At 64.1% G+C, this 19,237-nt stretch carries 18 protein-coding genes; 17 read left to right on the top strand and 1 reads right to left on the bottom strand.

The window, feature by feature from the left end; all coding sequences use genetic code 11:
• The first annotated feature begins 75 nt into the window (after positions 1-75).
• From CSZ94_RS05315 to CSZ94_RS05250, 14 genes are all read left to right on the top strand, one after another.
• Entirely contained in the window at positions 76-1,302 is a 1,227-nt protein-coding gene (locus CSZ94_RS05315; protein WP_102120549.1) for a urate hydroxylase PuuD, read from the top strand.
• Positions 1,299-2,534: a M20/M25/M40 family metallo-hydrolase gene (locus CSZ94_RS05310; protein ID WP_102120548.1), complete on the top strand. Its 1,236-nt coding sequence runs from the start codon at positions 1,299-1,301 to the stop codon at positions 2,532-2,534. The genes CSZ94_RS05315 and CSZ94_RS05310 overlap by 4 nt, the downstream gene beginning before the upstream one ends.
• 86 nt (positions 2,535-2,620) lie before the next feature.
• The gene (locus CSZ94_RS05305; protein WP_102120547.1) at positions 2,621-3,547 is read left to right on the top strand and encodes a LysR family transcriptional regulator; all 927 of its coding nucleotides are present in this window, start codon (positions 2,621-2,623) and stop codon (positions 3,545-3,547) included.
• Between the two features lie 132 nt (positions 3,548-3,679).
• Positions 3,680-4,354: a DUF4286 family protein gene (locus tag CSZ94_RS05300; RefSeq protein ID WP_102120546.1), complete on the top strand. Its 675-nt coding sequence runs from the start codon at positions 3,680-3,682 to the stop codon at positions 4,352-4,354.
• Positions 4,355-4,462: 108 nt separating this feature from the next.
• Entirely contained in the window at positions 4,463-5,797 is a 1,335-nt protein-coding gene (locus CSZ94_RS05295; protein ID WP_102120545.1) for an MFS transporter, read from the top strand.
• Between the two features lie 4 nt (positions 5,798-5,801).
• Positions 5,802-6,479: a DUF2848 domain-containing protein gene (locus CSZ94_RS05290; RefSeq protein ID WP_102120544.1), complete on the top strand. Its 678-nt coding sequence runs from the start codon at positions 5,802-5,804 to the stop codon at positions 6,477-6,479.
• A 4-nt stretch (positions 6,480-6,483) separates the two neighbouring features.
• On the top strand, positions 6,484-7,836 hold the full coding sequence (locus tag CSZ94_RS05285; protein WP_102120543.1) for an amidase: 1,353 nt from the start codon (positions 6,484-6,486) through the stop codon (positions 7,834-7,836).
• A 92-nt stretch (positions 7,837-7,928) separates the two neighbouring features.
• Complete coding sequence (locus CSZ94_RS05280; RefSeq protein WP_102120599.1) at positions 7,929-9,260, top strand: paraquat-inducible protein A; 1,332 nt, start codon at positions 7,929-7,931, stop codon at positions 9,258-9,260.
• Entirely contained in the window at positions 9,253-10,881 is a 1,629-nt protein-coding gene (locus CSZ94_RS05275; protein WP_102120542.1) for a PqiB family protein, read from the top strand. Before CSZ94_RS05280 ends, CSZ94_RS05275 begins: the two co-directional genes overlap by 8 nt.
• Complete coding sequence (locus CSZ94_RS05270; RefSeq protein ID WP_258000789.1) at positions 10,878-11,483, top strand: PqiC family protein; 606 nt, start codon at positions 10,878-10,880, stop codon at positions 11,481-11,483. Before CSZ94_RS05275 ends, CSZ94_RS05270 begins: the two co-directional genes overlap by 4 nt.
• 47 nt (positions 11,484-11,530) lie before the next feature.
• A complete protein-coding gene (locus CSZ94_RS05265) occupies positions 11,531-11,932 on the top strand; it encodes a DUF2946 domain-containing protein (protein WP_258000788.1) in 402 nt (133 codons plus the stop codon).
• Between the two features lie 77 nt (positions 11,933-12,009).
• Positions 12,010-14,121 (top strand): TonB-dependent receptor family protein, encoded by a 2,112-nt coding sequence (locus CSZ94_RS05260; protein WP_258000787.1) that lies wholly within the window; start codon positions 12,010-12,012, stop codon positions 14,119-14,121.
• Between the two features lie 8 nt (positions 14,122-14,129).
• A complete protein-coding gene (locus CSZ94_RS05255; protein ID WP_102120596.1) occupies positions 14,130-15,482 on the top strand; it encodes a PepSY-associated TM helix domain-containing protein in 1,353 nt (450 codons plus the stop codon).
• 57 nt (positions 15,483-15,539) lie between these two features.
• Complete coding sequence (locus CSZ94_RS05250) at positions 15,540-15,926, top strand: hypothetical protein (protein ID WP_102120540.1); 387 nt, start codon at positions 15,540-15,542, stop codon at positions 15,924-15,926.
• Positions 15,927-15,929: 3 nt separating this feature from the next.
• On the opposite strand, the gene CSZ94_RS05245 is transcribed toward CSZ94_RS05250, so the two are convergent.
• A complete protein-coding gene (locus tag CSZ94_RS05245) occupies positions 15,930-16,844 on the bottom strand; it encodes a LysR family transcriptional regulator (protein ID WP_102120595.1) in 915 nt (304 codons plus the stop codon).
• 102 nt (positions 16,845-16,946) lie between these two features.
• Between CSZ94_RS05245 and CSZ94_RS05240 the strand changes: the two genes are divergently transcribed.
• Genes CSZ94_RS05240 through pcaD form a run of 3 tightly spaced genes read left to right on the top strand, consistent with a single transcriptional unit; the run spans position 16,947 to position 19,182 of the window.
• Entirely contained in the window at positions 16,947-18,056 is a 1,110-nt protein-coding gene (locus CSZ94_RS05240; RefSeq protein WP_102120539.1) for a muconate/chloromuconate family cycloisomerase, read from the top strand.
• Between the two features lie 20 nt (positions 18,057-18,076).
• On the top strand, positions 18,077-18,367 hold the full coding sequence (gene catC, locus CSZ94_RS05235; protein WP_102120538.1) for a muconolactone Delta-isomerase: 291 nt from the start codon (positions 18,077-18,079) through the stop codon (positions 18,365-18,367).
• Positions 18,368-18,378: 11 nt separating this feature from the next.
• Complete coding sequence (gene pcaD / locus CSZ94_RS05230) at positions 18,379-19,182, top strand: 3-oxoadipate enol-lactonase (protein WP_219725973.1); 804 nt, start codon at positions 18,379-18,381, stop codon at positions 19,180-19,182.
• The last annotated feature ends 55 nt before the right edge of the window (positions 19,183-19,237 follow it).

Here is a 19,237-nt window from a genome sequence, read left to right as displayed (position 1 = left end):
ATGTGATGGGCGATAAATCCGTTTATCTTGTGTAGATTGGCACGAATATGGGTTCGGTCTGACTAGAGGAAATTTATGGAAGTATTTGCCTACTTGATTCCGTACGGCCTGGAGTGGCTGAACCTGATCGTCCGCTGGCTGCACGTCATCACGGGCATCGCCTGGATTGGTGCTTCCTTTTATTTTGTCTGGCTCGACAACTCGATCCGCCCGCCCGCGCCTGGCTCCGAGCTGGAGAAGAAGGGCGTCTCGGGGCAATTGTGGGCCGTGCATGGCGGCGGCTTCTACAACCCGCAAAAATACCTGGTGGCGCCCGCCGAACTGCCAAAGGTACTGCACTGGTTCAAGTGGGAAGCATATTCGACCTGGTTGTCCGGTTTTGCGCTCTTGACCATCGCGTATTATTTCAATGCCCAGGCCATGATGATCGACAAGGCCGTGGCTGACATCAGCAGCGGGCAGGCCGTCGGCATCGGCATCGCCACCCTCGTCATCGGCTGGACCGTGTACGACCTGCTGTGCCGCTCCAAGCTGGCCCAATATGAGCTGTGGTTCGGCGTGACGGTGTTCGCGCTGATCGTCGGCGCCGCGTATGTGCTCACGCATTTGCTCAGCGGGCGCGCCGCCTACATCCACGTGGGTGCCATGATAGGTACCATCATGGTGGCCAATGTGCTGATGCTGATCATTCCCGGCCAGCGCAAGATGGTCGAAGCCATGGCGGCCGGCAAGCTGCCCGACCCCAGGCACGGCCTGAAGGCCAAGCAGCGCAGCGTGCATAACAATTACTTTACCTTGCCCGTGCTGTTCATCATGATCAGCAACCACTATGCGATGACCTACCGCAACGACCATGCCTGGCTGGTGCTGGCGCTGATCATGGCGGCCGGCGTCTTCATTCGCCACTTCTTCAATCTGCGCCACAATGGCCGGGTCGAGTGGCGCTATCCGGCCATCGGCGTGGCCCTGCTGCTGGCCGTCGCAGTGGCCATCGCGCCGAAAGCGCCCGTGGCGGCCGCGCCTGCGGTGGACCCTGCCGCGCAGTTCCAGCGCGCGCATGCCATCATCGCCCAGCGCTGCGCCACGTGCCATTCGGCACAGCCCACGCAACCGGGCTTCGCCACGGCGCCGGCCGGCATGATGCTGGATAATGAAACGGAAATTCGCCAGCACGCGGCGCAAATCTACAAGCAGGCCATCGAGCTCAAAGCCATGCCGATCGGGAACCTGACCAATATGACCGACGCCGAGCGCAGTGAACTGGGCGCCTGGCTACAACAGACCATGCAAGGAGCAAAATGACAAGGCACGCAGAACGGCTCACGGCCTGGATCGACGATCACTTCGACGAGGAAGTGGCATTCTTACAGAAGGTGGTGCAGCAGCCGACGGATACGCCACCCGGCAACAACGCGCCCCATGCGGAGCTGGTGGCGCAGCTGTTGCAGGCATATGGCTGGCAGGCGGAAAAACACGCGGTCCCAAACGATCAGGTGCAAGCGTACGGCATGCAGAGCATCACCAACCTGATCGTGCGCCGGCCGTATGCGGCGGGCGGGCCGACGGTGGCGCTGAATGCGCATGGCGACGTGGTGCCGCCTGGCGATAACTGGACCTATCCGCCGTATGGCGGCCAGATCGACGGCGGCTATATGTATGGCCGCGCGACGGCCGTCTCAAAAGGCGATTTCGCCACCTATGTATTTGCCGTGCGCGCGCTCGAAGCGCTGGGTGTTCCCTTGAAAGGCCAGCTGGAACTGCACTTTACGTATGACGAAGAATTCGGCGGCTTGCTGGGACCGGGCTGGCTGCTGGAGCAAAATCTGACGAAGCCCGATTTCGTCATTGCCGCCGGTTTCAGCTACGGCATCGTCACCGCGCACAACGCCTGCCTGCAGCTGGAAATCACCGTGCACGGCAAGTCGGGCCACGGTTCCATGCCGGAGACGGGGCATGATGCCCTGCAGGCGGCCAACAAGATCCTCAACGCCATCTATGGCCAGTTGCCGGAGCTGAAAAAGATCAAGTCCAAAGTGGCCGGCATCGACTCGCCCACCATGCTGGTGGGGCGTATCGATGGTGGCACGAATACCAATGTGGTGCCGGGCAAGGTGGTCATGAAGATGGATCGCCGCATGATCCCGGAAGAAGACCCGGTGGCGGTGGAAGCGCAGGTGCGCGCGCTGATCGAAGACGCCGTGCGGGGCGAACCTGGCATCCGCATCGAGATCCGCCGCCTGCTGCTGTCGCACGCGCTGCGGCCCTTGCCCGGCTCCGAGCAGCTGGTCGTGAGCCTGCAAAAGAATGCGCAAGCGATTCTGGGCGAGACGATTCCCGCCGTCGGCACGCCCCTGTATGCGGATGCGCGCCTGTATGGTGAACGGGGTATCCCTGCCGTGCTGTATGGCGCCGGCCCGCGCACGGTGCCCGAGTCGAACGCGAAGAAGGCCGATGAGCGCCTGGCGCTGGACGACTTGCGCAAGGCCAGCAAGATCGTCGCACTGACCCTGCTGGACTTCCTGGGCGAGAAATAAAGCGAAAAATAGGGCCGGGCGCTTTGGCTTACAATGGGACGGACATGAAATTGTGAAGAAGAGTCCCCATTGATTGAAGAGCCAAATTGAATACCCGTTTTCTCGAAGCGTTTGTCTGGGCTGCGCGGCTGGGCAGCTTCCGCACGGCGGCCGACAAGCTGCATATCACGCAGGCGGCCATTTCCAACCGCATCGCCTCGCTGGAGCAGGATTTCGGCAAGCGTTTGTTCGACCGCGACGCGCGTGAAATTCGCCTGACTTTCGCCGGGCGCAACCTGCTCTTGTACGCCGAACGCATGCTGGAACTGTGCCGCGATATGTATGCGGCCAATTCCTCGCCCGCGCAGATCACGGGCGAGGTGCGCATCGGCGTCATCGAAACCATCGTGCATACCTGGCTGATCCCGTTCCTGCAGCGCGTGCAGGAGCGCTATCCGGGCATCGAGATTCAATTGACGTCGGAATCGACGCGCCGCCTGCACGAACAGCTGCGGCAGGGCGAGCTCGATATCGCGCTGCAGACGGACATGCTGACGGGCGACCATATCCGCAGCACGGGCAGCGGCGCCATCGCCATGGGCTGGGCGGGCAGAAAGGCCGACTGGCCCGACACGGGTGTGCCGTTCACGGTGGCGCAACTGGCGCAACACCCGATCATCACCATGAACCGTGGCTCGCAGCCGCATTCCGCATTGAAGGCGCTGTGCCAAGACGAGGGCGTGCAGTTGGGCAGGGTGCACTGCGTCAGCTCGATCTCCGCCATCGTGCGCCTGGTAAAAGAGGGCTTCGGCATCGCCGTGCTGCCGCTGGCGCCCCTGCGCGAGGAAATCGAGCAGGGCAACATCGCCCTGATACCCTGCGCCAGCGCCCTGGCACCGCAGCGCATCGTCATCAGCTACAGCGAAGACATCACCACGGAGGCGATCCAGCTGGTGGCCATGCTGGCGTGCGAGGAAGCGGCCAGGTTTACCGTGGGCTTGGGCGAGGAATATGGCGCCGGTGCGCGCACGTGACAATTAAATTGCCGTTGTCACCGCGACCCACAAGAAAAACTTATCAGTCGCGTTCAGAATAACCCGTTTGCCAAGTGATGGCGTGCCACCTATTCTGGGTTGGCACCCACTTACAACGCAAACGGAACCATCATGACGACGTCCACCACCACTTTGCCCGGCATCCTGTTTGTCTGGACCAGCGCCGACCCGGAGCACGAACTCGATTTCAACCGCTGGTACGACCGCGAACATGTGGAAGAGCGCGTGCGCATTCCCGGTTTTGTCAGCGGCACGCGCTATCAGCGCGTGCGCGGTCCGCGTAAATACCTGGGCCTGTACCGCACCGACTCGCTGGGCGCCTTCCAGACACCAGACTACTTCAAGGCCTTCGGCCAGCAGACGCCATGGTCGGTGACGAATCTGCAGCGCATGCTCGACCCGATGCGCCGCGTCTGCGCCATCGAGGCGGAAACGGGCATGGGCACGGGCGCCTGGCTGGCCGTGCTGCGCCTGGGGGGGCAAGCCATCGGCCAGGACGCGCAGGCGGTAGCTGGCCTGGCGGCGCTGGGGACGACATTGCTGCAGATCGACGGCGTGATTGCCACGCGCTTGCTGACGCCCGACGCGAAGCTGTCCAGCCCCCTGCCGGCGGAACAGAAGGAGGGGCGCGTGCTCGATCCGATCTTCCTGATCGATGCCTCGTCCGAAAGCGCCGCCGTGGCGGCCGCCAATGCCGCCAGCGCGGCACTGGGGCTCGACGGGAAACAGGCGGCCATCTTGCAGCTGTCCTGGCAACTGCGCGAGGCGGACCTGCACGCCGCCTGAGGCGGGCACGCGCATCTTGCCGGCACGGATAACACGAGACACGGGCCACGGCGCAGGGCATAGCATCCTGCGCCGGGCCTGAAAAAAAACTGACGAGAGAGGTAGACAATGACTACACACACCAACGCGCAAGGTCGTACGCACATCAGCGCGCACGCGGACGCACCGGCCGAAAAACCCAAGACGGGCCGCCTGGCCACGGCCAGCATGGTTGGCACGACCCTGGAATGGTATGACTTCACCGTCTACAACACCATGGCCGCCCTGATCTTCAACCATCTGTTCTTCCCCTCATTCGATCCGCTAACGGGCACCATCCTGGCCTTTTCCACGTATGCGGTCGGTTATATCTCGCGCCCCATCGGCGGCGTGATCTTCGGCCACCTGGGCGACAAGCTGGGACGCCGCTGGGTGCTGGTGGTTACCCTGATGCTGATGGGCGTGACGACGGGCCTGATGGGCCTCTTGCCCACATATGCCACGGCCGGCATCTGGAGCCCGGTCCTGCTGGTGGCGCTGCGCTTCGTGCAGGGCATCGCGCTGGGTGGCGAATGGGCAGGCGCCGTGCTGATCTCCGTCGAACACGGCGCGCCCGACAAGCGTGGACGCAACGCCTCGTGGACGCAGGTGGGGCCGTCGTTCGGCACCCTGCTGGCGACGGGCTGCATCGGCCTGATCACCTATCTGCTGCCGCATGAGGCGTTCATGGACTGGGGCTGGCGCATGCCATTCATCGCCAGCCTGCTGCTGGTGGCCTTCGGCATGTGGATACGCAGCGGCATCGAGGAAACCCCGCTGTTCAAGGAGCTTGACCAGCAGGATGCGAAGGCCGAAGCGCCGATCGGCGACGTGCTGCGCATCTATTGGCGCCGTCTGTTGATCGCCGGCGGCGTGCGCATCGGCTCGGACGTGCTGTATGCGCTGGTGGTGGTGTTCACCCTCACCTATGTGACCACCGTGCTGCACCTGTCCTCGACCCTGGCGCTTACCGCCATCATGATCGGCACGGCTTGCAATGCGCTGTCGGTGCCCTTGTTTGGCGCCCTGTCGGACAAGATTGGCCGTCGCCCCGTGTATGCGCTGGGCGCCATCCTGGGTCTCGTATGGGCGTTTGCCTTCTTCACCTTGTTGGATACGGCCAGCCCTGCCGCCATCGTCACGGCCGTCGTCGTGGGTCTGGTCATCCACGCCATCATGTATGGCCCGCAAGCGGCTTTCGTCATCGAGCAATTCCCCACCAAGGTGCGCTATGCGGGGTCCTCGCTGGCCTACACCCTGGCCGGCGTCATCGGCGGCGGCTTCGCGCCCCTCGTCATCGCCAGCCTGTACCGCTCGTACAACAGCACCATGGCCGTCTCGCTATATGTGGCGGTAGCTCTCTTGAACACCGGCGCGGCAGTCTTTGCGGCGCGCGAAACAGGCCGCAGCCCCCTTGAGGAATAACATCATGACGACATTGCGTTTTCAACTGGCAGGCCACGGCCCCGTTACCTTCGACATCGATCACCTCATCATCGCCGGCTGGACGGGCCGCGACATGGCGATGGTCGAACACCATATCGCCGAACTGGAAGCCATCGGCGTGGCGCGACCGAAAAGCGTGCCGACGTTTTACCGCGTGGCGGCGGCGCTGCTGTCCAGCGATGCCGCCATCGAAGTGCCGGGCACGGATTCGTCCGGCGAGGCCGAATTCGTGCTGTTTTCCACCGAATACGGCTTGCTGGTGGGGATAGGTTCCGACCATACGGACCGCAAGCTGGAAAGCTATGGCGTGACGGTGTCCAAGCAGATGTGCGGCAAGCCCGTGGGCGATACCCTGTGGCGCTATGCCGACGTGGCCGGCCACTGGGATCAGCTGCAGATGCGTTCCTGGCGCGAGCGCGATGGCGTGCCTGCCCTGTACCAGGACGGCCCCGTGACCCGCATGCTGTCGCCGCAAGAGCTGATCCTGCGCTACACGGGGCAAGCGACCCTGCCCGTGGGCAGCGCCATGTTCTGCGGCACGCAGCCGATCATCGGCGAGATGGGCCATGGCGACGCGTTCGAGTTGGAGCTGTATGATCCAGCCTTGCAGCGCCGCCTGCAGCACCGCTATGCCGTGCAAACCCTGCCCGTGGAAGGATAAGACAATGAGCAAGCTGAGCAAGACCATCCGCGAACTGGCGGCCGACCTGGCCGCCGGCCGCATCACCAGCGTGGAACTGACGCAGCGCATGCTGGCACGCGCCGAGGCGCACCGGGTGCAGGGCGGCCATGCCTATGTCAGCCTCGATGGCGAACAGGCGCTGATGGAGGCGCGTGCCAGCGACGCTGCGCGCGCGGCCGGCTGGGTGCCTTCGCCACTGGCCGGCGTACCCATCTCGATCAAGGACTTGTTCGACGTCAGGGGGCAGGTCAGCAGCGCCGCCTCGCTGGCGATGGCCGACACGCCGCCCGCCGATGCGGATGCCGGTGCCGTGGCGCGCCTGCGCGCGGCCGGCGCCATCCTGCTGGGTCGCACCAACATGAGCGAATTCGCGTTTTCCGGCCTGGGCTTGAATCCCCATTACGGCACGCCGCGCAACCCGCACGACCGCGCACGCGTGGCGGGCGGCTCCACCTCGGGCGGCGCCGTGACGGTGGCCTTGACGATGGCGGCCGGCGCGCTGGGCACGGACACGGGCGGCTCGATCCGCATCCCGTCCGCCTTTTGCGGTTTGACCGGGTTCAAGCCGACGGCCGCTTCCGTGTCGCTGGCCGGCGCGCTGCCTTTGTCGCGCTCTCTCGACTCGGCCGGGCCCATTGCCCACAGCGTCGATTGCTGCGCCATTCTGTACGCAGCGCTGTCTGGCCATGACATCGGCGCGCAGGCGCCAGCCCTGAAAGGCTTGCGCTTCGGTTTTACCCTTGACTACGTCGGCACGCACCTGGAGCCGCAGGTGCAGCAGGCTTTCGATGCCGCGCTGGACAAGCTGCGGCAAGCTGGCGCCTGGGTAGAGCAGTTCGATTTCCCCGAATTGCTGGAGCTGCCGGGTATCAATGGCGGTGGTGGCCTGGTGGCGGCGGAAGCGTGGCACTGGCACAGGGTGTTGCTTGAAGAGAAGGGCGCGCAATACGACCAGCGCGTGGCGGCGCGCATCCGCCGTGGCCAGCAGCAGGGCGCGGCGGACTACCTCGACTTGCTCGATGCGCGCGCGCGCCTGATCGCCGTTGCCGAGCGGCGTCTGGCGCCATACGACGCGTGGCTGATGCCCAGCGTGGCTATTCTCGCACCGGAAGTCGCCCCGCTGGAAGCGGACGACGCCACCTTCTTCGCCACGAATGGCCTGGTGTTGCGCAATGCCAGCGTGATCAACTTTCTCAATGGCTGCGCGCTGTCGCTGCCCTGCCACGCCGAGGGCGTATTGCCCGTGGGACTGGGCGTTTGCGGCCTGGCGGACGCGGATGTCAGGGTGCTGCAAATTGGCCGGGCGGTCGAGGCCTTATTGGGCGCTCAACAATAAATAGTGCCACGGTGCAGGAAAATGCCAACTCTGTCATGATTGCTAGCATTAATATGGGATAGTCGGGCTTGCGCGCCGGCAAACTTCACACTGTGCACCGATACGAGCTGATTAGTTGTCACGACTGCGGCGTGCTGTACCGCAAACGTCCGCTGCGCCCCCGCGAGAAGGCGCGCTGCCTGCGTTGCCGCTCGGTGCTATACCGGGCTGCCCACGCGCGAGGCGCATCGGCCGAACTGACCAAGGTGGTTGCCCTGACCCTGGGCGCCGCCCTGGTCTTCCTGATCGCGCAGTTTTTTCCCATCGTCGAACTCGACGTCAATGGTCTCACTTCCAGCGCCACCCTGCTCGGCGCCATCCGCGTGCTGTGGTCCGAGCAGATGCAGGTGGTGGCGACCATGGTGTTCCTGTTTACCATCCTCTTCCCGGCCATCGAACTGGGCTCCCTGCTGTATGTGGCGCTGGGCCTGCGTGGCGGCGTCAAGGTGCCCGGCTTTAACCGCGTGCTGCGCGCCGTGCAGACGGCGCGCGAGTGGGGCATGACCGAGGTGCTGATGATCGGCATCCTGATCACCGTCGTGAAGATGACCAGCCTTGCCACGGTGCTGCCGCAACCGGGCCTGTTCGCGTTTGGCGCGCTGACCCTGATGCTGGCCATCGTCGTTTCGTTCGATCCCAAGGCCCTGTGGAACCTGGGCGACGACCTGACCCGTCAAGCGCTGCCCGGCATCCGCTACAAGGCCTTCGCGCCCGGCGAGAAGGTGGTGCCCTGTCACGCTTGCGGCTTGGTGGCGCCGCCTCTGGGCAAGGGCAAGCACCTGGCGTGCGTGCGCTGCGGCACGGCCCTGCACGTACGCAAACCGGACAGCATCAACCGCACCTGGGCCTTGCTGATCGCCGCCATGATCCTCTACATTCCCGCCAACCTGCTGCCCGTGATGGTCACGTACACGCTGTTTGGCGCGCAAAATGACACCATCATGAGCGGCGTGGTGCTGTTCTGGACCAGCGGCTCGAAAGGCCTGGCCATCATCATTTTCATCGCCAGCGTGGTCGTGCCCATGCTCAAGCTGGGCGTGCTGGCGCTGCTGGCCTTTACCGCGCAGCGGCGTTCGCGCTGGCGGCCGCGCCAGCGCACCATCTTGTACCGCATGGTCGAATTCATCGGCCGCTGGTCCATGCTCGACATCTTTGTCGTTACCCTGACGGTCGCGCTGGTGCGTTTCAAGTCGCTGGCCGTGATCACGGCAGGCCCCGGCGCGCTGGCCTTCGGCGCCGTGGTGGTGCTGACCATGCTGGCGGCGATGCAGTTTGATCCGCGCCTGATCTGGGACCCCGTCGATGAGCAGGTGCCGGGAGAGGAAGAACCCGTGGTGGTGGCAAATACCGGAAACAATACAGTGATTGGAGAACAGCATGTCTGACAAAGAAGCAGGCGACCTTGCCGAAACGGGTGGCCGTCCATTGCCGGAACCCGATGTGGAACAGGGTAGCCGTTGGCTGCCATCGCTGGTGTGGCTCATTCCGCTGCTGGCCGCGCTGATCGGCGCCGGCCTGGCGGCCAAGTCCGTCCTCGACCAGGGCCCCACGGTAACGGTCAGCTTCAAGAGCGCCGAAGGTCTGGAGCCGGGCAAGACCAAGGTCAAGTACAAGGATGTCGACATCGGCCAGGTGCGTGCCATCACCCTCGGCGACGACTTGAGCAAGGTGCTGGTGACGATCGACATGAGCAAGGAGGCGCGCCGTTTCGCCACCGCCGAATCGCGCTTCTGGGTGGTGCGTCCGCAGATCGGCGCCAGTGGCGTGACGGGCCTGGGTACCTTGCTGTCGGGCGCCTACATCGGCGTCGATACGGGCAAGTCGGAGCAGAAGAAGGACAACTTCGTCGGCATGGAGAATCCGCCCGCCGTGGCGGGTGACCAGAAGGGCAAGCTGTACACCCTGCATGCGGACAGCCTCGGTTCCGTCGACGTAGGTTCTCCCCTGTTTTTCCACCGCTTGCGCGTGGGCAAGGTGGTCAGCTTCGCGCTGGACAAGGATGGCAATGGCATCACCATGTCGGTGTTCGTGAATGCGCCGTATGACCAATTCGTCGGCAAGAATGCGCGCTGGTGGCATGCCAGCGGCGTCGACGTGCGCCTCGATTCCAACGGCTTCAAGCTGAACACGCAGTCGCTGGCCGCCATGCTGGTGGGCGGTATCGCCTTCGAGGCGGAAAATGGCCGCAAGCTCGAGGAGCCTGCGCCGGCCGATACCAATTTCCGTTTGGCGGCCGACGAGGCCAGCGCCATGCGCGAGCCCGATGGGGAAGCCATTACCACCGTGTTCTATTTCGACCAGTCCCTGCGCGGATTGCAGCCTGGCGCCACGGTGGATTTCCGCGGCATCGTGTTGGGCGAGGTGCGCTCGGTGGGTATCGAGTTCGACCCCGTGAAAAAGAACTTCCGCATGCCCGTCACCGTCAGTCTGTATCCTGCCCGCCTGGGCATGCGCTTCAAGACGGCCATCGACGATGCGGAAGGCTCGGCTGGCCACCAGCTGCTCGAACGCATGGTCAGCCGTGGCTTGCGCGCCCAGCTACGTACGGGCAACCTGCTCACCAGCCAGCTGTATATCGCGCTGGACTTCTTCCCGAAAGCGCCGAAGGTGGTGCTGGACTTGAACAGATATCCGCTGGAAGTGCCCACCGTGCCCAATACCCTGGATGAACTGCAGACGCAGATCGCCAGCATCGCCCGCAAGCTCGATCAAGTGCCGTACGCGGAGATCGGCAACAATTTGAACGCCACCATCAAGCAGGCCAATACCCTGTTCAAGCAGCTCGATGGCCAGGTGGTGCCGGAAATGCGCGATACCCTGACTGCGGCGAAACAGACCTTCGGCACGGCCGAACAGGTGCTGCAAAAGGATTCGCCGCTGCAGTCTGACGTGCGCCAGGCCTTGCAGCAGCTGACGCAAACCCTGCAATCGTTGAATGCCCTGTCGGATTACCTGGAACGTCATCCCGAGTCCCTCATCCGCGGTAAAAAAGGAGATGAAAAATGATGAAGACTGTCCTTGCAACCTTCGCCGCGCTGCTGGCGACCGTCCTGCTGGGCGCCTGCTCCACGCCCCAGCCCGAGCATTTCTATACGCTCAGCGGCGGTGCCGACGCGCAGCCGCTCAAACCCGTCAAATATTATGTCGAGGTGCTGGCCGTCAGCGTGCCGCAACAGGTAAGCCGCAACCAGTTTGTTGTGACGGCGCCGTCGGGACGCATCGAATTGCTGGAGCAGCAGCGCTGGGCGGGGCCGCTGGCCGGCGAGATTGGCCAGGCCCTGTCGACGGCAGTGACGAACGACCTGGGCGCCATCGATGTGTTCCGCACGCCGCATCCGGACAAGCTGCCCGTGTACCGCATCAGCACCAATGTGCAGCGCTTCGAGTCCGTGATGGGCCAGTATGCGCTGATCGATGCCGTGTGGAGCGTGCGCCAGCTGGCCAGCAACAAGGTGGTCACTTGCCGCACTGTTGCCAATGAAAAGGTGGGCGCAGGCTACGATGAATTGGTACTCGGCCACCGCCGCGCCGTCGGCCGCATCGCCGCCGATACGGCGAGTGTGGTGCGTGCTTTTGACAACGGCAACGCTGCCTGTCCGGCCGCCTGAGCCCCTTTTCGCTACCCAGTCCCGACGGCCGCTGGTAAAATGCGGCCATGGGAATGACCTTGTTCACGCGCCGCTTTGCCGCCTGGATCGCCTGTTTCGCGATCCTGCTGGCGGCGCTCGCGCCATCGATTTCCCAGGCCGTCGCCAATGCCAAGCAGGAGTCCGGCTCCGGCTGGGCCGAAATCTGTTCGGTGGCCGGCATCCGTTTCGTCCAGGTTGACGATGATGGTGCCGCCGATGGCAAGTCCGGCGGCAAGGCCATGCAGATGGAGCATTGCGCCTTCTGTTCCACGCATGCGGGTTCCGTCGGCCTGCCGCCGGCCAGTCCCGTGCTGCCGCTGCCCGTCGCCAGCGGCACGGCCATTTTTCCGGCCCTGTACTACCAGTCGCCATCCCCACTGTTCATCTGGTCCACAGCGCAGTCGCGCGCGCCGCCCACCCTCATTTAAGTTTTTGCATTTTATATGCCTGCCCTGTTTGCCTTGCGGCATGACGGGCGGCATCCGCACACTTAAACGAGAATCACATGAACAAGAAATTATTGGTGCTGGCCGTGGCCATCACCCTGGCCTATCCCTGCGCGCAGGCGCAATCCGATCATGCCATCGACACCGTCGTCGTTTCCGGCTCACGCGCGCAAGCGTGGTTGTCCGAGACGCCGCAGGCCATCGGGGTCGTCAATGCCAACATGCTGGAACGCGACAAGCCCAAGACCATGGGCGATATCCTCAACCGCATCGCCGGCGTGTACTGGAATGACCTGGGCAATGAGCAGCACAGCATGAGCATTCGCCAGCCCATCGGCACGAATGCCGTCTACCAGTACCTGGAAGACGGCATCCCCATCCGTCCACTGGGTGTCTTCAACCACAACTCGCTCAATGAAATGAACATGGCGGGGGCGAGCGGCGTGGAAGTGGTGAAGGGCGCTGCTTCCTCGCTGTACGGCAGCAATGCCGTGGGTGGCGCCGTCAATTTCCTGACGGCCGGCGCCAGCGCGACGCCCACGGCCAAGGTGGGCGTGCGGCGCGACAACGTGGGCGGCTACACCCGCTACGACACGTCCGCCAGCGATACCTGGGGTCCGCTGGGACTGCGTTTTTCCCATTACAGTTCGCGTCGTTCGCGCGACAACTGGCAAGAGTACAGCTATGGCGACAAAGATTCGTTTTCGCTGCGCGCCGACTATGCGCTCAGTCCCACCTCGCAGCTGCGTGCCACCATCGTCCACACGGATCTCGATGCGGCCATGACAGGCAGCCTGTTCGAGAATGATTACCGCAACAATCGAGGCAAGAGCCTGAACACGTTTAGCTACCGCAAGGACAAGACCACGCGCATGAATCTGGCGTGGGAGGGCGCGACGACGGCCAATGGCACCAGCACCGTCACCGTGTTTACGCGCAAGAATGACCATGGGCAGATTCCCGCGTATTCCATAGGCAGTTGCGCGGGCATGCTGTGCAAGGGCGTCATCAATAACAACCACGTCGATTCGCTGGGGCTGGACGTGAAACACCAGCAGGAATTCACCTGGCTGCGTTCGCGCCTGGTCGCCGGCGTGTATGTGGACAAGAGCGACAATCCCTTTGTCAGCGATAACCTGTCCATCGTGCGCGATGCCGCCACGGGCCGCTATCTGCGCTATACGCTGGCCAATGCCAGCAATCCCCTGGGCATGCGCGACTACCAGACGGACATTCTGAACACGGCCGTCTTCGCGCAATGGGAATTTTCTCCGCTGGCTGGCACGCGCGTGGTCCTGGGCGGACGCTCGGATGCCATCCGCTACGATTACCACAACAAGCTGGCGCCGGGTGGCAGCGTCAATTACGGCGCACCCGACGAGTCGCGCAGCTTTTCGCATGTGAGCCCGAAGCTGGGCGCCACCTACGCCCTCGGCCTTGCGGGCAGCGCGTATGCGAACGTCAGCCAGGGCTTTACCCCGCCCGAGGTCAGCCAGCTGTATGGCAAGACGGGCATCGCCAACCTGCAGCCGTCCGTCTACAACAACTATGAACTGGGCTTGCGCTGGGCTTTCCTGCAAGGCCGCTTGAAACTCGACACGGCCCTGTACCGGCTTGACGGGCGCGATACCATCGTCAGCTATACGCTCTCGCCGGGGAACAGCGAAAACCGCAATGCGGGACGCACGCGCAGCGAAGGCCTGGAGCTTGGGCTGAACTACGACAGCGGCCCGTTCGACGCGCGCCTCGCCACGGCCATCGCGCGCCACCGCTATCTGCGCTACCAGGTGTCGTCCAGCCTCGATTACAGCGGCCGCACCATGCCACAGGCGCCGCGCGACATCACCTCGATCGAGATCGGCTACAAGCCCGTGGTCGGCGCCAGGGTGGCGCTCGAAGCCGTGCACCAGGGCCGCTACTGGATGAACAATGCCAACACGGTGGAATACAAGGGCCACGCGCTGCTGAACCTGCGCGCCAGCTACCAGCTTGCGCGCGGGCTGGAAGCGTGGGCGCAGGTGCGTAACCTGATGGACAAACGCTATGCCGATTCGGCCAGCAGCAGTTACGCCGGCACGGGCAGCTATGCGCCGAACAGCCAGAACCAGTACACGCCCGGTGCGCCGCGCAGCGTGATGCTGGGCCTGGGTTATACCTTCAACGCACTGTGAGCATGGTCATGGACGACGCAGCTTTTCTCATCGCACGGCGCAAAAGCCTGTACTGGCGCATCCACTTCTGGGCCGCGCTGATCGCCTCGCCGTTTGCGCTGCTGGCCACCCTGACGGGCATTTTGTATGTATTCACGCCGCAGATCGAGGCACGTCTGTACCAGCACCTCGATCATGTGGTGCCGCAAGCATCCATGCTGCCGCTGGACGCCGCCGTGGCGGCAGCGGAACTGACGGCACCGCGCGGCTGGGCAGTGCAGCACGTGGTACCGCCGTTTCAACAGGACGACGCGGTGCAGGTGGCGTTCGCGCCGCCCGGCGGCGTGGACGAGCATGCGGGCCATGGCGGACATGCCGCGCCGGCCACGCCCCCCAGGCCGAAGTTCGGCCTGCCTGCGCAAGCCATCATCGTCTACGTGAATCCGTATGATGCACGCGTACTGGGCAGCTTGGCGAGCAGCGAGCGTTTCGGCAACTGGGCGAAAAAGCTGCATTCGCGCCTGCTGCAAAACGATGGCTGGCGCTGGATGATCGAGCTGGCGGCCAGCTGGCTGATGGTGATGCTGGTGACGGGTGTGGTGCTGTGGTGGCCGCGCGGCGCGCAATCGGGCTTGCCGAAGCGGGGTGCGCGGGGCCGCAATGGCTGGCGCCAATGGCATGCTTTCCTGGGCGTGGCGCTTGGTATCGTCAGCGTCGTGATCCTGACGACAGGCCTGACGTGGAGCCAGCAGGCGGGCGGGCGCATACGCACGCTGCGCGACGTCAGCGGCCAGGCGCCGCCGCCCGTGCCGCGCGGCCTGCACTCAAGCGAGCAGGGGGCGGGCGGTCCGCTCGACTGGCAGGATGCCTGGCAGGTGGCGCGCATTCATGCGCCTGCCATCGCCGTGCAGCTGACGGCGCCGGCCAGCCAGGACGATGTATGGCGCGCCACCATGGCGGATCGCAGCCAGCCCACCTTGCGCTTCGACCTGCAATTCGATGCCTACAGCGGCAAGCCCCTGTATTACGCGGGCTGGGAGGCGCAGACGGCGTTCGGCAAGGCCACCACCATCGGCATTCCATTTCATCGGGGCGAATTCGGCTGGTGGAACCAGGCTTTGTTGCTGCTGTTCGGCGCCAGCGTGCTGTTCTCGCTGGTGTCGGGCTGGGTGATGTTTTTCAAGCGGCGCCTGCCAGGCTCGCTGGGTTTGCCCAAGCTGCTACCGGGCGCCTGGACCTCGCCTTCCGCGCTGGCCTGGCTGCTTGCCGCCGCCATGTGCGCGCTGATGCCATTGCTGCTCATTTCCGCCTGCATGCTGATGCTGCTGGAGCTGGTCCTGGCAAGATGGGGCGCGCGTATCGGCAGGGCGCGACTGCGCTAGAATAAGGGGCGCGGCCAGGCTCGTTGCCAAGGGCCGCACCCTTGTACTGGTTGACGCATGTTATTCATCGACTTTCCCGCCTTGTTCGCACTGGCCGCCACGTCGGCCGGTATCACTCAAAAATGCAGCTGCTGCACCGTGCCGCTGGACGCCTGGCAGCGTCTTCCCACTTCGCTGGAACTGGACCGGTTTGAAGAAATCGGCACCCTGCGCGAAGATCCGTATGAGGAACCCACTTTCGCCGAATACCATCCCGATGGCACCCGCTATGACAGCGTCGATGCGCCCATCGCGCCCCGTTACTATCCCGCCAACTTGAGCCAGGTGGCCCGCTGCCTGAATTGCGGCCGCCACTACCTGCGCTACAACGAGGCGGGCGGCTATTTCACGGAGCTGCGCATCCGCGCGCTGCGTCCCGAATTGCTGGCCGACGCTGCCCTCTAGCTGCTACAGGCTTTCCTTGACGTGCGCGATGCCGTGTTCATCGTAGATCGAGTACACGGCAGCGAGGAGGTTGTCCAGTTCCGGCGAGCGGTCCCTATGCCGCATGCTGAACAGGATGGGCGAGAACGCATGCTTGTCATCCAGCTTGCGGTACACCACGTTGCGGTGATGCATGGCCTGCACGCTTTCGGGCACGATGGAAATACCCTGGCCGGCCGCTACCAGTCCCATGGAAATCTGCAGTTCGCGTACTTCGGTGACGGGGCCGGGCGTGACATTGCCTACACTGAACATGGCCAGCACCTGGTCGGCAAAGCTGGGACGGGGCGCTTTCGGGTACACGAGCAGGGTTTCATGCACCAGGTCGGTCAGGCGCAAGCCGCCTTCCCCCTCGGCCAGCCGGTGGCCGGGCGGCAGGGCCACGACCAGCCGCTCTTCGCGCAGCAGGATGCGGCGGATGCTGGGGTCTTCGCTTTTCAGACGCCCGAAACCCACGTCGATGCGGCCTTCCTTCAGGGCCTTGAGCTGCTGCACCGTCGTCATTTCGTGCAGGCTCACGTCGACCTCGGGATGGCGCTCGCAATAGCGGTGCACGATATCGGGTAATTCCCCATACAGGGTCGAGGCGACGAAGCCGATCGACAGGGTGCGTTCCAGCTTGCCCACGCGTTGCGTCATCGCCTTCAGGTCGCGCACCTGGTCGAGCAGGGGTCGCGCATGGGCGAGGAAAAACTCGCCCGCTTCCGTCAGCCGCAAGGGCCGCGAGCCTTTTTCGATCAGCGCCACGCCCAGCGTTTCTTCCAGTTGCTGCATTTGCCGGCTGAGCGGTGGCTGCGCGATATGCAGGCGCGCGGCGGCCCGCGTGAAGTTCCTTTCCTCTGCGACCGCAACGAAGTAGCGCAAATGGCGTAATTCCATCTTCATACCTTTCAGGTATAGGTTTGATACCAACTCGGTGTTGGACGTGGGCACATTCGGGGCATATGGTGTCCCCACTCCACAGAATTATACGGAATAAATATGATTCAAAATATCGAGACCTACCTGGTCGATGTGCCAACCATTCGCCCGCACCGGATGTCCGTCGCCACCATGAACACACAAACCTTGGTGTTGGTGCGGCTGCGCTGCGCCGACGGCATCACCGGCTGGGGCGAAGCGACCACCATCGGCGGCTTGAGCTACGGTGGCGAAAGCCCGGAAAGCATCAAGACCAATATCGATACCTATATCGCACCCCTGCTGGTCGGCATGCAAGCGAGCGAGGTCGCCAAGGCGATGGCCAAGGTGCGCAAGGTCATCCAGGGCAACCGCTTTGCCAAGTGCGCGATTGAGACGGCGCTGCTGGACGCGCAGGCGCGCCGCCTGAAGGTGCCGCTGTCGGAACTGCTGGGCGGCCGGGTGCGCGACGCGCTGCCCGTGGCCTGGGTGCTGGCCAGCGGCGACACCGTGCGCGATATCGCCGAAGCGGAAAAAATGCTGGACTTGCGCCGCCACCGCATCTTCAAACTGAAGATCGGCCTGCGCGACGTAATGGACGACGTGGCCCACGTACTGGAGATCAAGCGGGCGTTGGGCGAAAGGGCCAGCGTGCGCGTCGATGTCAACCAGGCCTGGAGCGAGACGGACGCCGTGCGCGGCATCGCCGCGCTGGAAGCGGGCGGCATCGACCTGATCGAACAACCGGTGAAGGCGGGTAACCGCGCCGCGCTGGCGCGCCTGACGCGTCGCTTTGACGTGGCCATCATGGCCGATGAAGCCTTGCATGGTCCCGCCGACGCGCTGGCGCTGACCCAGGCCGATGCGGCCGACGTGTATGCGGTGAAAATCACCCAGTCGGGCGGCTTGCTGCCCGCGCTGGAGGTGGCCACCGTGGCGCGCCTGGCCGGCGTGGGCCTGTACGGCGGCACCATGCTCGAAGGCGGCATCGGCACGGCCGCCACGGCCCACGTGTGTTCCACGTTTGCCGAACTGGCCTGGGGCACGGAATTGTTCGGGCCTCTGCTGCTGACGCAGGAAGTCTTGCGCGAACCGCTGGTGTACCGCGACTTCATGCTGCAAGTGCCGACGGGGCCGGGCCTGGGCGTGGAGATCGATACGGACAAGCTGCGCGCCATGCAGCGTCAATAAGAAAGTCAAAAGGAGAAACCATGTTATTCCATGTACGCATGAACGTGAACCTGCCGTTGACGATGCCCGCCGAGCAGGCGGCGCAGCTGAAACAGACGGAAAAGGAACTGGCCCAGCGCCTGCAGCAGGAGGGAAAATGGCGCCACCTGTGGCGCATCGCCGGCCAATACGCCAACGTCAGCGTCTTTGACGTCGACAGCGTGGACGAGCTGCATAATTTGCTGACCTCTCTCCCGCTGTTTCCCTACATGCAAATCGACGTGATGCCGCTGTGCCGCCATCCTTCGTCGGTGCGCGACGACGATTCCTGAGGAGAGATGCAATGACGCCTATACGCAGCGACACTGTCGGGCAAACGTGCGAGGTGAACGGTATGCGCATGCATTACCGCACGGATGGCGACCGCGCCAAGCCCTGCCTGCTCCTGTCGAACTCCCTCGGCACGGACTTGTCCATGTGGGATGCGCAGGCGGACGCGCTGGCCGGCGACTTTTTTGTCGTGCGCTACGATACGCGCGGCCATGGCCAGTCGGCCAGCGGCAGCGCGCCGTTCGGCATCGGGCGACTGGGGCTGGACGTGGTGGCGCTGCTCGACCACCTCGATATCGCCCGTACCGCTTTCTGCGGTATTTCCATGGGGGGCTTGACGGGCCAGTGGCTGGGCATACACCAGCCGCAGCGCCTGACGAAGCTCGTGCTGGCGAATACGGCGGCGCGTATCGGCGGCGCGGCGCCGTGGCAGCTGCGGGCGGAGCAAGTGCGCTGCGACGGCATGGCGGCGGTGGCCGGGAGTGCCGCCGCGCGCTGGTTCACGCCGCAGTTTCTCCAGCGCGCGCCGGACACGGTGGCGCGCATGGTCGACGCCTTGCGCGATCAGGATGCGGGCGGTTATGCGGCCTGCTGCGAGGCGTTGGCGCAGGCGGACTTGCACGCCTGCGTCGGCACGATAGCCGTGCCGACCCTGATCATCGTGGGCGGGCACGATCCCGTGACCACCATCGACGATGGGCGCTGGCTGCAGCAGCAGATTGCTGGTGCCCGCCTGGTAAACCTGCCCGCCTCGCATATCTCGAATATCGAGGCGGCGGACTTGTTTACAGAGCAGTTGCGGACCTTTTTAGCGTGAGGCTTGCTGTACCGTATCGGTACGGCAGGAATTTGACTTTCCTCTGAGCACCGCC

The organism is Janthinobacterium sp. ROICE36, from assembly GCF_002869965.1.
Classification (GTDB): domain Bacteria; phylum Pseudomonadota; class Gammaproteobacteria; order Burkholderiales; family Burkholderiaceae_D; genus Janthinobacterium.
This window is presented reverse-complemented; position numbering and strand designations above follow the sequence as displayed.